This is a genomic window from Lysobacter sp. Root494, assembly GCF_001427225.1.
Classification (GTDB): domain Bacteria; phylum Pseudomonadota; class Gammaproteobacteria; order Xanthomonadales; family Xanthomonadaceae; genus Agrilutibacter.
The window spans coordinates 183,642-197,163 of sequence record NZ_LMFH01000005.1 but is presented as its reverse complement, the minus strand read 5'-3'; the positions used below and the strand labels follow the sequence as shown (position 1 = coordinate 197,163).

General features: G+C 65.7%; 10 protein-coding genes. 7 read left to right on the top strand and 3 right to left on the bottom strand.

Translation table 11 applies throughout. The features are described 5' to 3' along the window. Positions 1–157: 157 nt before the first annotated feature. The 6 genes from ASD14_RS04205 (at position 158) to ASD14_RS04180 (ending at position 8,172) form a co-directional block, all read left to right on the top strand. Positions 158–1,963 carry an acyl-CoA dehydrogenase C-terminal domain-containing protein gene (locus ASD14_RS04205; RefSeq protein ID WP_056129465.1) on the top strand — a complete coding sequence of 602 codons (1,806 nt, stop codon included), beginning with the start codon at positions 158–160 and terminating at the stop codon, positions 1,961–1,963. A 345-nt stretch (positions 1,964–2,308) separates the two neighbouring features. Then, on the top strand, positions 2,309–2,896 hold the full coding sequence (locus ASD14_RS04200; protein WP_235565306.1) for an HNH endonuclease: 588 nt from the start codon (positions 2,309–2,311) through the stop codon (positions 2,894–2,896). Between the two features lie 171 nt (positions 2,897–3,067). Further along, complete coding sequence (locus ASD14_RS04195; RefSeq protein ID WP_056129460.1) at positions 3,068–4,195, top strand: hypothetical protein; 1,128 nt, start codon at positions 3,068–3,070, stop codon at positions 4,193–4,195. A 158-nt stretch (positions 4,196–4,353) separates the two neighbouring features. Next, positions 4,354–6,258, top strand: coding sequence for a 1-deoxy-D-xylulose-5-phosphate synthase (gene dxs, locus ASD14_RS04190; RefSeq protein WP_056129456.1), 1,905 nt, complete (start codon positions 4,354–4,356; stop codon positions 6,256–6,258). A 187-nt stretch (positions 6,259–6,445) separates the two neighbouring features. Continuing rightward, entirely contained in the window at positions 6,446–7,627 is a 1,182-nt protein-coding gene (locus tag ASD14_RS04185) for a glycosyltransferase family 1 protein (protein ID WP_056129455.1), read from the top strand. After that, positions 7,624–8,172: a phosphatase PAP2 family protein gene (locus ASD14_RS04180; RefSeq protein ID WP_056129452.1), complete on the top strand. Its 549-nt coding sequence runs from the start codon at positions 7,624–7,626 to the stop codon at positions 8,170–8,172. Before ASD14_RS04185 ends, ASD14_RS04180 begins: the two co-directional genes overlap by 4 nt. Before the next feature lie 244 nt (positions 8,173–8,416). On the opposite strand, the gene creD is transcribed toward ASD14_RS04180, so the two are convergent. The 3 genes from creD to creB all read right to left on the bottom strand — a co-directional run bounded on the left by creD (position 8,417) and on the right by creB (position 12,352). Further along, a complete protein-coding gene (creD, locus tag ASD14_RS04175; protein ID WP_056132069.1) occupies positions 8,417–9,811 on the bottom strand; it encodes a cell envelope integrity protein CreD in 1,395 nt (464 codons plus the stop codon). A 215-nt stretch (positions 9,812–10,026) separates the two neighbouring features. Further along, positions 10,027–11,481, bottom strand: coding sequence for a two-component system sensor histidine kinase CreC (gene creC, locus ASD14_RS04170; protein ID WP_056129449.1), 1,455 nt, complete (start codon positions 11,479–11,481; stop codon positions 10,027–10,029). Between the two features lie 187 nt (positions 11,482–11,668). Next, the gene (gene creB, locus ASD14_RS04165) at positions 11,669–12,352 is read right to left on the bottom strand and encodes a two-component system response regulator CreB (protein ID WP_056129446.1); all 684 of its coding nucleotides are present in this window, start codon (positions 12,350–12,352) and stop codon (positions 11,669–11,671) included. Positions 12,353–12,435: 83 nt separating this feature from the next. Between creB and rlmJ the strand changes: the two genes are divergently transcribed. Then, positions 12,436–13,293 (top strand): 23S rRNA (adenine(2030)-N(6))-methyltransferase RlmJ, encoded by an 858-nt coding sequence (gene rlmJ, locus ASD14_RS04160; protein WP_056129444.1) that lies wholly within the window; start codon positions 12,436–12,438, stop codon positions 13,291–13,293. Positions 13,294–13,522 lie beyond the last annotated feature (229 nt).

Below are 13,522 nucleotides of genomic sequence, written 5' to 3'. Positions count from 1 at the left end.
TGGTGACTCCATGGATCGCCTTCGCGACGAATGACACTGCGGGCTCTTCGGATTTGTCGCCCTGCAGCGCTTGAAGTCCAGGCTCTAGCCAGCCGCAGCAGACTCCGGTGGGCCTCCGTCCTCCGCAACTTCCTCGCTCCAGCACCCGGCAGCCGAAATGAGCACCTACAAAGCCCCCCTCAGCGACATGCGTTTCGTTTTGTACGACGTGCTCGGCGCCGAACAGGAATTCGCGCGGCTCGGCCATGCCGATGCCAGCCGCGACGTGCTCGATGCCGTGCTCGATGAAGCCGCGCGTTTCACCGAAACCGTGCTTGCACCTCTCAACGAAACCGGCGACCGCGTCGGCTGCAGCTTCGACAAGGACACGGGCGCAGTCACCACGCCCCCGGGCTTCCGGCAGGCCTACGCGCAGTTCGTGGAAGGCGGGTGGACCGGCCTGGTGTCGCCCGTGGAATTCGGTGGACAAGGACTGCCCTACTCCGCCGGCGTGCCGCTCAAGGAAATGATCGATGCCGCGAATCTCGCGTGGGGCAACTTCCCGCTGCTGTCGCACGGCGCGACCGATGCGCTGCTGCATCACGGCGAGGACTGGCAGCGCGAAGTCTTCCTCAAGCCGCTCATCGACGGTCGCTGGACCGGCACGATGTGCCTCACCGAACCGCACTGCGGCACCGATCTCGGCCTGCTGAAGACGAAAGCGGTTCCGAACGAGGACGGCAGCTACGCGATCAGCGGCACCAAGATCTTCATCACCGCCGGCGAGCACGACATGACGGACAACATCGTCCATCTCGTACTGGCGAAACTCCCGGATGCGCCTGCAGGCAGCAAGGGCATCTCGCTGTTCGTCGTGCCGAAGTTCAAGGTCGCGCGCGACGGCAGCATCGGTGAACGCAATGCGGTGCGCTGCGGCAGCATCGAGCACAAGATGGGCATCCACGGGTCGGCGACGTGTGTGCTCAACTTTGATGGCGCGCAGGGTTATCTCATCGGCCAGGCGAACAAGGGCCTGATGGCGATGTTCACCATGATGAATACCGCGCGCCTCGGCGTTGGCGTGCAGGGGCTTGGCCTGTCGGATCGCGCATGGCAGAACGCGCTGCGTTACTCGCGCGAGCGCCTGCAGAGCCGTTCCCTCTCGGGCCCGAAATTTCCCGACAGGCCTGCCGATCCGATCATCGTGCAACCCGATGTGCGCCGCATGCTGCTCACCTGCAAGGCGCTGATTGAAGGCGGGCGCGCGCTCAGCTATCACGCGGGTCTGCAGGTCGATATCGCCGAACGCGCGCCGACGGAAGAAGAACGCCAGCATGCCGACGCGCTGGTTGGCTTCCTAACGCCGATCGTGAAGGCCTGTCTCACCGAATGGGGCGTGGAGTGCACCTACCATGCACTGCAGTGCTTCGGCGGCCACGGCTACATCACCGAACACGGCATGGAGCAGCTCGCGCGCGATGCACGCATCACCACGCTGTACGAAGGCACCACCGGCATCCAGGCGCTCGACCTGCTCGGGCGCAAGATCATGCAGCTGCAAGGCGTGGGACTGAAGATCTTCCTCGGCATGGTTACTCAGTTCTGCGATGCGTGCTCCGGCGGCACTCTTCCCGGCGGCGAAAGCGCCGCTGAATTCATCGGCCCGTTGCGCGAGAAGGTCGCGCAATGGCAGCAGCTCACGCTGCAGGTCGGCCAGCGCGCGGCCGCGAATCCGGAGGAAATCGGCGCGGCTTCGTACGACTACCTGATGTACTCGGGTTATGTCGCCCTCGCCTACTGGTGGGCGCGCAGCGCGGCGGCGGCGCAGGCGTCGAATCATCCGGAGGCGTTCAAGCAGGCGAAGCTGGAAACGGCGCGCTTCTATTTCGCCCGCATCCTGCCGCGCACGCTGACGCATGCGGCGGCGATGGGGAGTCCGGCGGATACGTTGACGGCGTTGGATGAAGCTGCGTTCGATGCCTGAATTGCGTCGTGGCGCGCGCGTAACGGCTGGCAATGAATGCTGCGGGGCCGGGGATGATGAACGCGAGGAGCGAGCGCACGGCGCACGCTGCACGCCTCCTCTACACAGCGCAACGCCGTTCACTTTTACGGGCCGCCCGCGCGGCATGGATATTCTCGCGCTTTGCGTTTCTCGCGGGCGGGTACACAAAACGTAGACATTGGCGTATAAGCTGGTTCCCCGATGGAGACCGATAGAGCCAAACTGAGGCTGGTCCGAACCGGAACGCACGCCGAGATGTGGCTGCGTGACCCGGCTCTCCACTCGATGCCTGAAATCTCGCCTCACGGAACCATTTCGCGACCCATGACGGACCGCCTCAATGCGGTCCGTTTGCTTTCTCTGGATGCGCACGGCCGCGTGCTGGACTGGATGAGCTGGCAGGATGCGGCCTGTCTGTACGCGCGCGGCGCGGTTGCCTGGACGCTCGGCGATCCCTGCCTCCAGGTGCACGGCGGCACATGCCGCCAGACCGGCACGCAGAGCCTGCTTGAACTGCATCCCATCGTTGCCGCGCGAGGCCATGCGCGCGCGCATGCGCTTGATCCGACGCCCGCATTGACCAACGCCGCGCTGTTCGCGCGGGATGCGTATCTGTGCATGTACTGCGGCCGGGATTACCCGCGGCCACACCTCACCCGCGACCACGTGCTGCCGGTGTCGAAGGGTGGACGCGATGTCTGGGAAAATGTCGTTGCCGCCTGCTTCCACTGCAATTCGCGCAAGGGCAACCGCACGCCGCAGCAGGCGAGCATGCCGCTGCTCGCGGTGCCCTATCGGCCGAGCTGGGTCGAGCACCTGATCCTGTCGAACCGCAACATCCTCGCCGACCAGATGGCCTTCCTGAAGGCGCAGTTGCCCAAGCGGGCACGAGTGGAACTGGCGGTTCAATAAGCCTCCGGCGCATCAGGGTGAATGCAGCACCGGAAACGTCCTCGCGTCCATCGTGCCCAGCCGGGCCATCCGCCATGGCACGTCACAAGCTGACCTTGACGGCTCGTTGACGGCCTGTCCCGGCCGGGCAACACTCGCCGCCCTGTCACATTCGCAACGGACCGGAACAACATGCTCCCGACTTTCGGCCTCACCGGCATGGATGCCGCCACGGAAACCGCCCTGAAATCCGCCTTCGCCGAGGCGAGCATGCGCATCGGAGGTCGCTGGCCACTGGTGTCGGAGCAGGACGCTACCCACGTCGTGGTCGACATGGACAGCATGTACGGGCCGATGAGCTGGCTACGGTTGCACGGCGCGGGCAAGGTCGTCATCGGCCTGACCTCCGCACCGCGCGCGCAGACCGACTTCCGTCTCGGCAAGCCGTTCAATGCCGAATCCGTAGCCGAACTGCTGCAGCAGATCGCCCCGCCGAGCGATGCCGCCGCGCCGCACGGAATCACGCCGTCGCCGGCACCCGAGCATCAGTTGCCCGAAGAACTTCCCAAGTTGATCAGCGAAGAAGCCGCGGCGCCCGACCAGCGCCCCTCCGCTGCCGTCGCCGCCGTACTGGAAACGCCCGCGGCGCCGCCGCCGCCGCCGCGCGAAGCGCCCAGCGCCGCGCCACCCGCGCCGAGCGCGACGGCTCCAGCCCCCGAAACACCTCCCGCCCCCGCTCCCCAGGCTCCGGCACCGCTGCGTGACCTCACCCTGATCGACTGGCTCGCGCCGGGCCAGCTGCACGGCCGCGTTCGCCTGCAGCGGGGTGGCACGAGCGTGCTGCTCGACCTCGACCAGCACCAGTACTTCGGCCCGCCCACGCTCAAGCCGCTGGTGGCGCACGTGGAATCGGTGCTCAAGGCGGGCGACTTCGCCCCGGTCGACGCCAATACCTGGAACGCCGAAACCGGCGTACTCGGGGAAGTCCAGCCGCTATCGCGCCTGCTGTGGTTCTGCGCGCTGCAGGCCGGCAAGGGCAAGCTGATGCCCGGCTTCGATGCCGGCGCGCGCTACCGCCTGCTGAAGTGGCCGCAGACCGAACGCGAATTCCCCAAGCACTTCCGCATTGCCACCGCGATGATGAAAGGCCCCGCGACGCCGGACGAAGTCAGCGCTGCTTCCGGCGTCCCGGTCGGGGAAGTCGCCGACTTCGTCAACGCCAACCTGGCCACGGGCTACGCCGAGCCCTACCGCGAGCCTGAACCGGAACCGGAGCCGCAGAAGTCCGGCGGTCTTTTCGGGCGCCTTCGCGGACGTTGAAGAAACGAAGGAAAAAGGCAGCGAAAGCCGCCTTTTCGTTGCGGAACATGGCTTCCGGGCCGCGCAACCTGCGTCAGCTTGCCCCCATACCCACCCGGCGGGACAATGATGGACTTGCTTCGCGCCCCATGGCCGGCTTTCCAGGCACGTCTCCCGAAATGATCGATCCGCAACGCTATCCGCGCCTGTCCCGCATCCAGGTCCCCGCCGACCTGCGCCAGTTCCCCGAAGAAGAACTGCGCGACATCGCCGACGAACTGCGTGCCTACCTGATCGAACAGGTGGCGATGGTCGGCGGCCATTTCGGCGCCGGACTGGGCGTGATCGAACTCACCGTCGCCCTGCACTACCTGTACGACACGCCGGTCGATCGCCTGGTCTGGGACGTCGGCCACCAGTGCTACCCGCACAAGATCCTCACCGGCCGCCGCGACACCATCCACACGGTCAAGCAGAAGGACGGCGTCGCGCCGTTCCCCAAGCGCGAGGAATCCGAATACGACACCTTCGGCGTCGGCCACTCCTCCACGTCGATCTCCGCGGCGCTCGGCATGGCGACGGCACTGCAGCGCGCGGGTGACGAACGCAAGGTCGTGGCGGTGATCGGCGACGGCGCGATGACCGCGGGCATGGCTTTCGAGGCACTGATGCATGCCGGCGGCATGGAGCCGGAGCCGAACCTGCTGGTGATCCTCAACGATAACCAGATGTCGATTTCGGAGAACGTCGGCGGCCTCACCAAGATGCTCGGCCGCCTCACCGGCAGCCGCACGCTCAACGCGATACGCGAAGGCGGCAAGAAGCTGCTCGGCGACAAGCACGGCAAGCCCGCGCGCTTCGTCAAGCGCTGGGAAGAACACTGGAAGGGCATGTTCGTGCCGTCCACGCTGTTCGAGGAAATGGGCTTCCACTACACCGGCCCCATCGACGGCCACGACATCGGCGCGCTGCTCGCGGCGATGAAGACTTTGAAGGGCCTGCATGGTCCACAGCTGCTGCACATCATCACGACCAAGGGCAAGGGATACGAACTCGCCGAAGGCGACCAGATCGGCTACCACGCGGTCGGTCCGTTCGATCCGAGCAAGGGCCTGGTCGCGAAGCCCGGCGCGAAGAAGCCCACCTACACCGACGTATTCGGCGACTGGCTGTGCGACATGGCAGCGGTCGATCCGAAACTCATGGGCATTACGCCGGCAATGCGCGAAGGCTCGGGCCTGGTGCGTTTCAGCAGGGAATTCCCCGATCGCTACTTCGACGTGGCGATTGCCGAACAGCACGCCGTGACGCTCGCCGCCGGCATGGCCTGCGAAGGCGCGAAGCCGGTCGTTGCGATCTACTCGACCTTCCTGCAGCGCGGCTACGACCAGCTCGTGCACGACGTCGCGATCCAGAAGCTCGACGTGCTGTTCGCGATCGATCGCGGCGGCGTGGTCGGCCCGGATGGCGCGACGCACGCCGGCAACCTCGATCTCTCCTATCTGCGCTGCGTGCCGAACATGGTGGTGATGGCACCGGCCGACGAGAACGAATGCCGGCAAATGCTCTCGACCGGCCATCGTTACCAAGGCCCGGCCGCCGTACGTTATCCGCGCGGTACCGGCCCCGGCGTCGCGATCCAGCCCACGCTCGACACGCTGCCGATCGGCAAGGCGGAAGTGCGCCGCCGTGGTGCGCGCATCGCGCTGCTGGCGTTCGGCGCGATCGTTCCGGCGGCGGAAAAGGTGGGCGAGGAACTCGGGCTCACCGTCGTCAACATGCGCTTCGTGAAGCCGCTGGATCGCGAACTTGTGTTTGAACTGGCGAAGACGCACGACGGCTTCGTCACGCTCGAAGACAACGTGGTCGCAGGTGGTGCAGGTTCCGGTGTAGCCGAACTGCTCGCAGCCGAAGGCATCGTCGTGCCGGTGGTGCACCTCGGCCTGCCCGACGAATTCCAGCACCACGCCAGCCGCGAACAATTGCTGGCCGAAGCCGGCCTCGACGCCGGCGGGATCCGCGCCTCGGTGCTGCAACGCTGGCCGCAACTGGGAACTGCCCCGCCGCGCAGCGCGGCACTCTGAGCGATCCGCTGTTGGGGCGGTGGGCCCGCGGGCGACGCTGCCAGTTCGGCACCGCACACGCGCGGCACTACCACTGCAATGGCGAAGAGCAGCGGAGCGAACTCCGCTCTGCGTAATGATCCGGTCATCCCGCTGAAACAGCCGGGACACGCCTCGCACGCAACCTCCCCAAAACCGGGAGTCGCGCATGCGCTACGCCATCGTCACCGAGACCTACCCGCCGGAAGTGAACGGCGTGGCACTCACTGTCCAGGGCCTTGAACACGGTCTGCGGGCGCGTGGTCACGATGTCTCGCTGGTGCGTCCGCGGCAGGCCAATGAAGACGCCGATAGCTGCGGCAAACCGCATGAGTTGCTGGTTCGCGGCGCACCGTTGCCGCGCTATCCGGGGCTGCGTCTCGGCCTTCCGGCGACGCGCAAGCTCACCGTGGCATGGCAGAAGACACGGCCGGACGCCATCTACGTGGCCACGGAAGGCCCGCTGGGATGGTCGGCACTGCGCGTGGCGCGCAAGCTCGGCATTCCGGCATCGACCGGCTTCCACACCCGTTTCGACGAATACATGCGCGATTACGGCGCGGCTTTCCTCGCGCAGACCGCGCTGCGCTGGATGCGTCGCTTCCACAACGGCGCAAACGCGACGCTGGTGCCGACCCGCGAACTGCAACTGTTCCTGGCGGAAAACGGTTTCAACGATGTCGTGCTCCTGCCGCGTGCGGTGGACACGAAGCTGTTCGATCCCGCGCGCCGCGACTACGCACTGCGCGCTCGATGGGGTGTCGGCGACGACGGCCTCGCCGCGATCTATGTCGGCCGCATTGCGCCCGAGAAGAACCTCGATCTCGCCGTGCGCGCCTTCCGTGAGTTGCAGAAGTCGCGCGCCGATGCGCGCTTCATCTGGGTCGGCGATGGTCCGGCGCGCATGAAGCTGCAGCAGGAAAATCCGGACTTCATCTTCTGCGGCATCCAGCGTGACGAGGTGCTCGCCCGGTACTTCGCAAGCGGCGACGTCTTCGTGTTTCCCAGTCACAGCGAAACCTTCGGCAACGTGACGCTGGAAGCGATGGCGAGCGGCGTTCCGACCGTTGCGTTCGATTATGGAGCCGCGCGCGAGCACCTTCACAACGACGTGCATGGCGCGGCGATTGCGGACGGCGATGACGATGGCTTCGTTAGCGCCGTGGTTCGCATCGGCACCGACGCGGCTTTGCGCGCCGCGATGAGCATGGCCGGGCGCGAAGCGATCAGCGGCCTGCGGCCGGAACAGGTCGCCGCGGACTTCGACGCGCTTCTGCAGAACCTGGTGGCCCGGCGGTCTCCCTCCGCTTCCCCGGATGCCGGTCCGCAGGCCGAACGTGAGGTCGCATGAAATCGACATTGCCGCGGCGCATCCTCGCCAACGAATCGGGCTGGTGCCTGCGCGCGAATCGCCTGGGTGAAGCCGGCGGCTCCCGCGCCTGCTTCGCGGCAATCAGCAGGTTGGGCGACGGCGTGTTCTGGTACGTGCTGATGGCGGCGCTGATCGTCGCTGACGGTTTCGATGGATTGGCAGCATCCGCGCATCTCGCCCTCACCGGCCTGGTTGCGCTGACGCTGTACAAGCTGCTCAAGCGCTGGACGCGGCGCCCGCGTCCGTTTGCCAGCGATGCGCGCATCCGCGCGTGGGTGGCACCGCTCGACGAGTTCTCTTTTCCTTCCGGCCACACCTTGCACGCGGTGGCGTTCACTGTCGTCGCCCTCGCCCATTACCCGGTGCTGGCGTGGTTGCTGATTCCGTTTACTGCGAGCGTCGCGGTGTCACGCGTGGTGCTCGGACTGCATTACCCAAGCGATGTGCTCGCGGCTACAGGTATCGGTGTGGGGCTTGCCAGTGTTTCGTTGTGGCTGGTGCCGGGCGTGTCGTTGTTCGTTTAACCCGTCATTTGCTTCTGTAGCGCAGGGCCTGCCCGGTGCTTCGCGCATCCGCACCGGGCAAGTCCGGCACTGCAAGAGTTCGTTTCGTAGCAGCCGGTTCCTGGCGCGTTGCACGGCCTTGCAAGCGAAATTTTGCTCCGCTGCCTTCCTATGCCGCTTACCGCCTAAATACGTGCCGGGCAAGCCCGGCACCTACAGACGAACGGCGTGGCGTGTGCACGCCGTGTCACTTCCCCTCTTCGTTTCAGGCAGAAGCTGCCACTGGCTTGCGACTGCCCAACGCATACCAGTCCACCTTGCGCGTAATCACCATGATCGCCGCAAGGATCACGAACAGCAGTCCCGAGCCCAGCACCAGCGCGTTGTCCTCGGACACGAGCAAGCCATACAGGGCCGCATATAGGGTAGCCAGCATCGCGGCGAAGCCGAGGCCGCGCGCGATACTGCGTAGCACCGCGCTCAGATAGAACCCGAGCAACCCGATACACGCGGCGCTCGCGATGAGATACGCCCACGGGAACTCGATGTGTTCGCTCAGGCTCACCAGCAGCAGGAAGAAGATCGCCAGCGCGAGACCGACCAGTCCGTACTGCACCGGGTGGATCGGGAGCTGCTTGATCAGCTCGAACATGAAGAAGCCGACAAAGGTCAGCACCACGAACAACAACCCGTATTTGCTCGCCCGATCGGCCTGCGAATAGATGTTGACCGGGTCGACCAGCGATACGCCGACCGCATCGATGCCACTTGTGTCGAAGGCTGCGGTACTGGCGCTATCCCCGCGCGCGTAACCACGATCGGTCTGCATCATCGGGAGCGTCTTGCCGGAAAGGAACTGCGCCTGCGCATTCGATGCCAGCGATGAGACTTCCCACTGCGCGTTGAAGCCCCTGTCACTTACGCTGGGCTGACGAGGCAGGAAATCGCCGCCAAAGCGCGGATGCGGCCAGGCCGAGTCGATCCGGAACACATTGCTGCGCGCAAGCGGGACCATCGCCAACGATTCGGTGCCGGCGAGCTTGAAGTCGAGCCGCGTATCGAGTTTCAGCTGTGCACCGGCGGAAGGCACGGCGAGTTGCACGTGCAGGCCACCGCCATCGCGGCTGCCGAAACCTTCTTCCAGCGCGACGTCGCGGCCGTCGATGCGCAGCTGCGGCGTACCCGCCAAGCCGCGGACGTCGGCGATGCCGTAACTCAGCCAGGGCCGGCCGATCCTGCGCGGCAGTTCCGGGTTTTCATCGGCGGGAATATGTGCGTCGAAGCCGGCTCGCGCGAGCGCCTGCAGCTCGTACACGCGCACTTCGTGCAGGCCGAGGCGGCGCGTGTTCGGAATCAGCTTGCCCTGCACGTCGAGGCGTTCGGGGAAGAACGTCCAGCGGCCGGAGGCGCCGTCGCGCTTGACCTTGCGGATGACTTCGCCCTTGTCGTTCTTTTCCTCGACCTCGACGGTTTCGGTGTAAGGCACTACCAGCACTGGGCCGGAGAAGGCCTGCGCTCCCGCCGAGCTGCGTGCGATGTTTTCGATGGCTTGCGCGCGATACGCCTGCCGCTCGCTGATGGTGCCGCGAATCAGCAACAACGGAATCATGATCGCGACGGTCATGCCGAACACGAACAGCAACTTGAGCAACAGACGCATGGCTTCCTCCTGCGGGGTGACGGCAGCAGGATCGAAGGCGACGGTGCGCGCACGATGGTGCAACGGTGAAGCGAGGGTGAAGTCGCGCCGGGAAGCAGAACGGAAGTCCTTCTTGTAGCGCCGCGCCTGCGGCGGTGCCGCCTTGCGGAAAGAGGGCACCGCGCAGGCGCGGCGCTACAGGGCGCGGCTTCTTCCGGTAGAACGCAGGCTCCGACCTACAACGGAACGACCAGGCTTGCCTGCGCACCGCCTTCATCGCGATTCACCAGCGTAGCCTCGCCATCGTGCAATGCGGCGACTTCCGCGACGAAGCACAGGCCCAGCCCGCTGCTGCGACTGCCACCCTGCGGCCGCGGCAGCGAGTAGAAACGCTCGAACACGCGTGGCAGGGCGTACTCGGGCACGCCGGGGCCTTCATCGGCGATATCGAAGCGGACCGCTTCGGCCTCCACCGCGACACGCAGAACGATCCGTCCACCATCAGGCGAAAAGTCGGCGGCGTTTTCGATCAGATTGACGAGCGCCTGCCTCAGCAGGAAGGCATCGCCGCTTAGTGCCGGCAATGTGCCGGGCACATCGGTTTCCAGCCGAACATTGCTTCGCGCCAGTCGCAACGCGCACTGTTCGGCTGCAGTATCGACGAGGCTGGCTATATCGATCACTTCACGGTTCTCGAGCCGCTGTCGATGCTCCACGCCTGCGAGCGCGAGCAGCTTGTCGATCATCTGCGCCAGGCGCTCGCTCTGCAGGCGGATGCTGGTGGCGAAGCGGATGCGGTCGACCTCCGGCATCGGCTGCCCCTCATCGCCTTCACGCATCGACTCTTCGAGCAGCTCGGCGCTGCCGCGGATCGCCGCGAGCGGACTCTTCATTTCGTGGGTCAGTGTATGCACGTACTGCTCGACGTATTGCTTGCCTTCGAGCCGCGTGCGCATGGTTTCCAGCGCCCGGCCCAGTTCGTTGAATTCGCCCACCGTATTCGGCAGGCTCGTGCGTTCGCCGGCGGTGACCGCGTGCGCATAACGACGCAGGCCGCCGAGCTGGCGCGAAAGCCACCATGCCGCGACCAACCCGATCAGCAGCGCAACGCCGAGCAGGAGCGCGCCCCATCGCATCACCACTGCCTGGCTGTGGGCGATCACCGGTGCGATCGTGCGATTCGGCTTCGCCACCGTGAGTACGCCGACGATGCGGCCCTGCGCATCGTGCAGCGGCGCCGCGACGTGCATCACCGACGAGGCATCGTCGTTGGGGTCGGATCGCGTGGAGCGCGCCCCGTAACGGCCGCGCAATGTCAGGTACACGTCATTCCAGCGCGAATAGTCCTTGCCGACGTCGCGACCCGCGCTGTCGAAGACGACGATGCCGCTCGCGCCGGTCACGTACACGCGATAGCTCATGCCGTGCTTGCGCCGTCCCCAGATCTCGGCGTCCACCTCGCGGTCGCGCATCGTCCGGATGCGTTGCGCGAACTGGCCATCGTTGATGTGGCCTGCCATGAAATCGGCCGTTGCAAGTTCGGCCAGCACGTTGGCGGTGTCGACCAGCGTGTCTTCCATGGCCTGGCGCACGCCGGGCTTCACTTCGGCGACGAACACGCGCATCAGCAGGAAGGCCGCGAGCGCGACGATGAGGAAGTAGCCGAGGAAGATGCGCAGGCCGATTTTCATGATGTTTCGCTCTTGTTCCGCTTTTGCTCTTGCACGTCATTCCCGCGAAGGCGGGAATCCAGTGACTTTTGCTCTGGCTTTCAACTGATAGACAACAGCAAAGTCGCTGGATTCCCGCCTTCGCGGGAATGACGGGCAAAAACAACGGCAGGAGAAAAACACCCTTGCATCACCCTTCTTTTTTGCTTCAACCTTCAAGCGAATACCCCAATCCCCGATGCGTACGGATCGGATCCTCATCGGGCACGACGACCCGCAGCTTCGCCCGCAGTGTCTTGATGTGCGTATCGATCGTGCGGTCCCCGCTTTCCAGCGCGTCGCCCCACACGCGATCCATCAGCTGCGCGCGAGAGAGCACCGCACCCGGCCGTTGCAGCAGCGCGGCTAGCAGGCCGTATTCGTAACGGGTGAGGTCGAGGAACTGGCCGCGGTAACGGATCCGGTGGCCTTCGGCATCGTGCTCGAAACCGTTCGTGTTCGCTGCGAAGCCGCTGCCCTGCCCGCGCCGCAGCACCGCGCGCACGCGGGCGACGAGTTCGCGCGGGGAGAATGGCTTGGTGACGTAATCGTCCGCACCGATTTCCAGGCCGAGGATGCGTTCGGCTTCCGCATCGTGCGCGGTGAGAAAAATCACCGGCAGCTCGCGACCATCGGCGGATCGGTTGCGACGCAGCTCGCGGCACAACGCGAAACCGCCGATGTCCGGAAGGCCGACATCGAGCAGGGCCAGGTCGAAGGATTCCCCGCGCGCGGAGCGCAATGCGTCGCCGCCGGTCAGGCAATGACGCGCCTCGAAACCTTCCGTGCGCAGCGCATAGAGCACGGTTTCGGCGATCGCGGCTTCGTCTTCGACAAGAAGGATGCGCGGCATGCAGGCGGTCGAAAGCGGTGGTACCGCAAGGATAGTGCACGCCGCACCGGCCATCGCGGCAGCCGCCGGGGTACCCTAGCCGCATGAATTACCGCCACGCCTTCCATGCCGGCAACCATGCCGACGTGCTCAAGCACCTCGCCCTGCTGGCGATCTGCGATGCCCTGACGGCCAAGCCGACACCACTGTTCGCCCTCGATACGCACGCCGGACGCGGCCTATACGCGCTCGACAGCAATTCCGCGCAACGCACGGGCGAGGCCGAGGACGGCATCGGCCGGCTGACGGCCGAGGCGCCTGCCGACCCGCTCATCAACCGCTACCTGCAGGCCGTTCGCGCCTGCCGCAACGAACATGGCCGGATGGCGTATCCGGGCTCGCCGTGGCTGCTCGCGCATGCCTTGCGCGCGGACGACCGCATCGCCGCCTGCGAACTGCATCCGGAGGAAGCCGCACAACTGGAGCAGACCTTCGCCCGCGAACAACGCATGGCGGTGCACCAACGCGACGGTTACGCCGCGATGAAGGCGCTGCTGCCGCCTCGCATCGGCGAGACAAAGTTTGGCCGCGGACTGGTGCTGATCGATCCGCCCTACGAATCGCAGCTGGAAGAATTCGATACCGCGCTGCATGCCTTGCGCGACGCCCTCGCCCGCTGGCCGCAGGGCTGTTACATGCTGTGGTATCCGATCAAGCTGCGCCGTGCACTGCAACAGTTCTACCGTCGCGCCGCGACGCTGCCTTCGAAGTCGGTGCTGGTTGCCGAGTTGCTGGTCCGCCCGGACGACTCGCCGCTGCACATGAACGGCAGCGGCCTGCTGATATTGAATGCGCCGTTCCAGCTGGATGCGAGATTGTTGCCGACCCTGCGTGCGCTCGCGAAGGCGATCGGCGAACGTGATCCATCGTGGCGTCTGGAGTGGCTCAAGGCTGCTCCGTAAAGCGTGTCATGTAGCGGAGCTTGCTCCGCTGCGTCGGCCATTTTTGTAGAGTGGAGCTTGCGCTGCCTTTTGCCTTGAAGAGCAGCCGAGCTCGACTTTAACGTAGCGCCGCGCCTGCGCGGTGCGGCTTTTGACCGTCGCTGTGGACGACGCCTGGGCTTTCGCCGAAGAGCGCATCGGGCAGGCCCACGGCGCCACAAGAGCACCGGCGTGGGCCGGGCTACTCAAG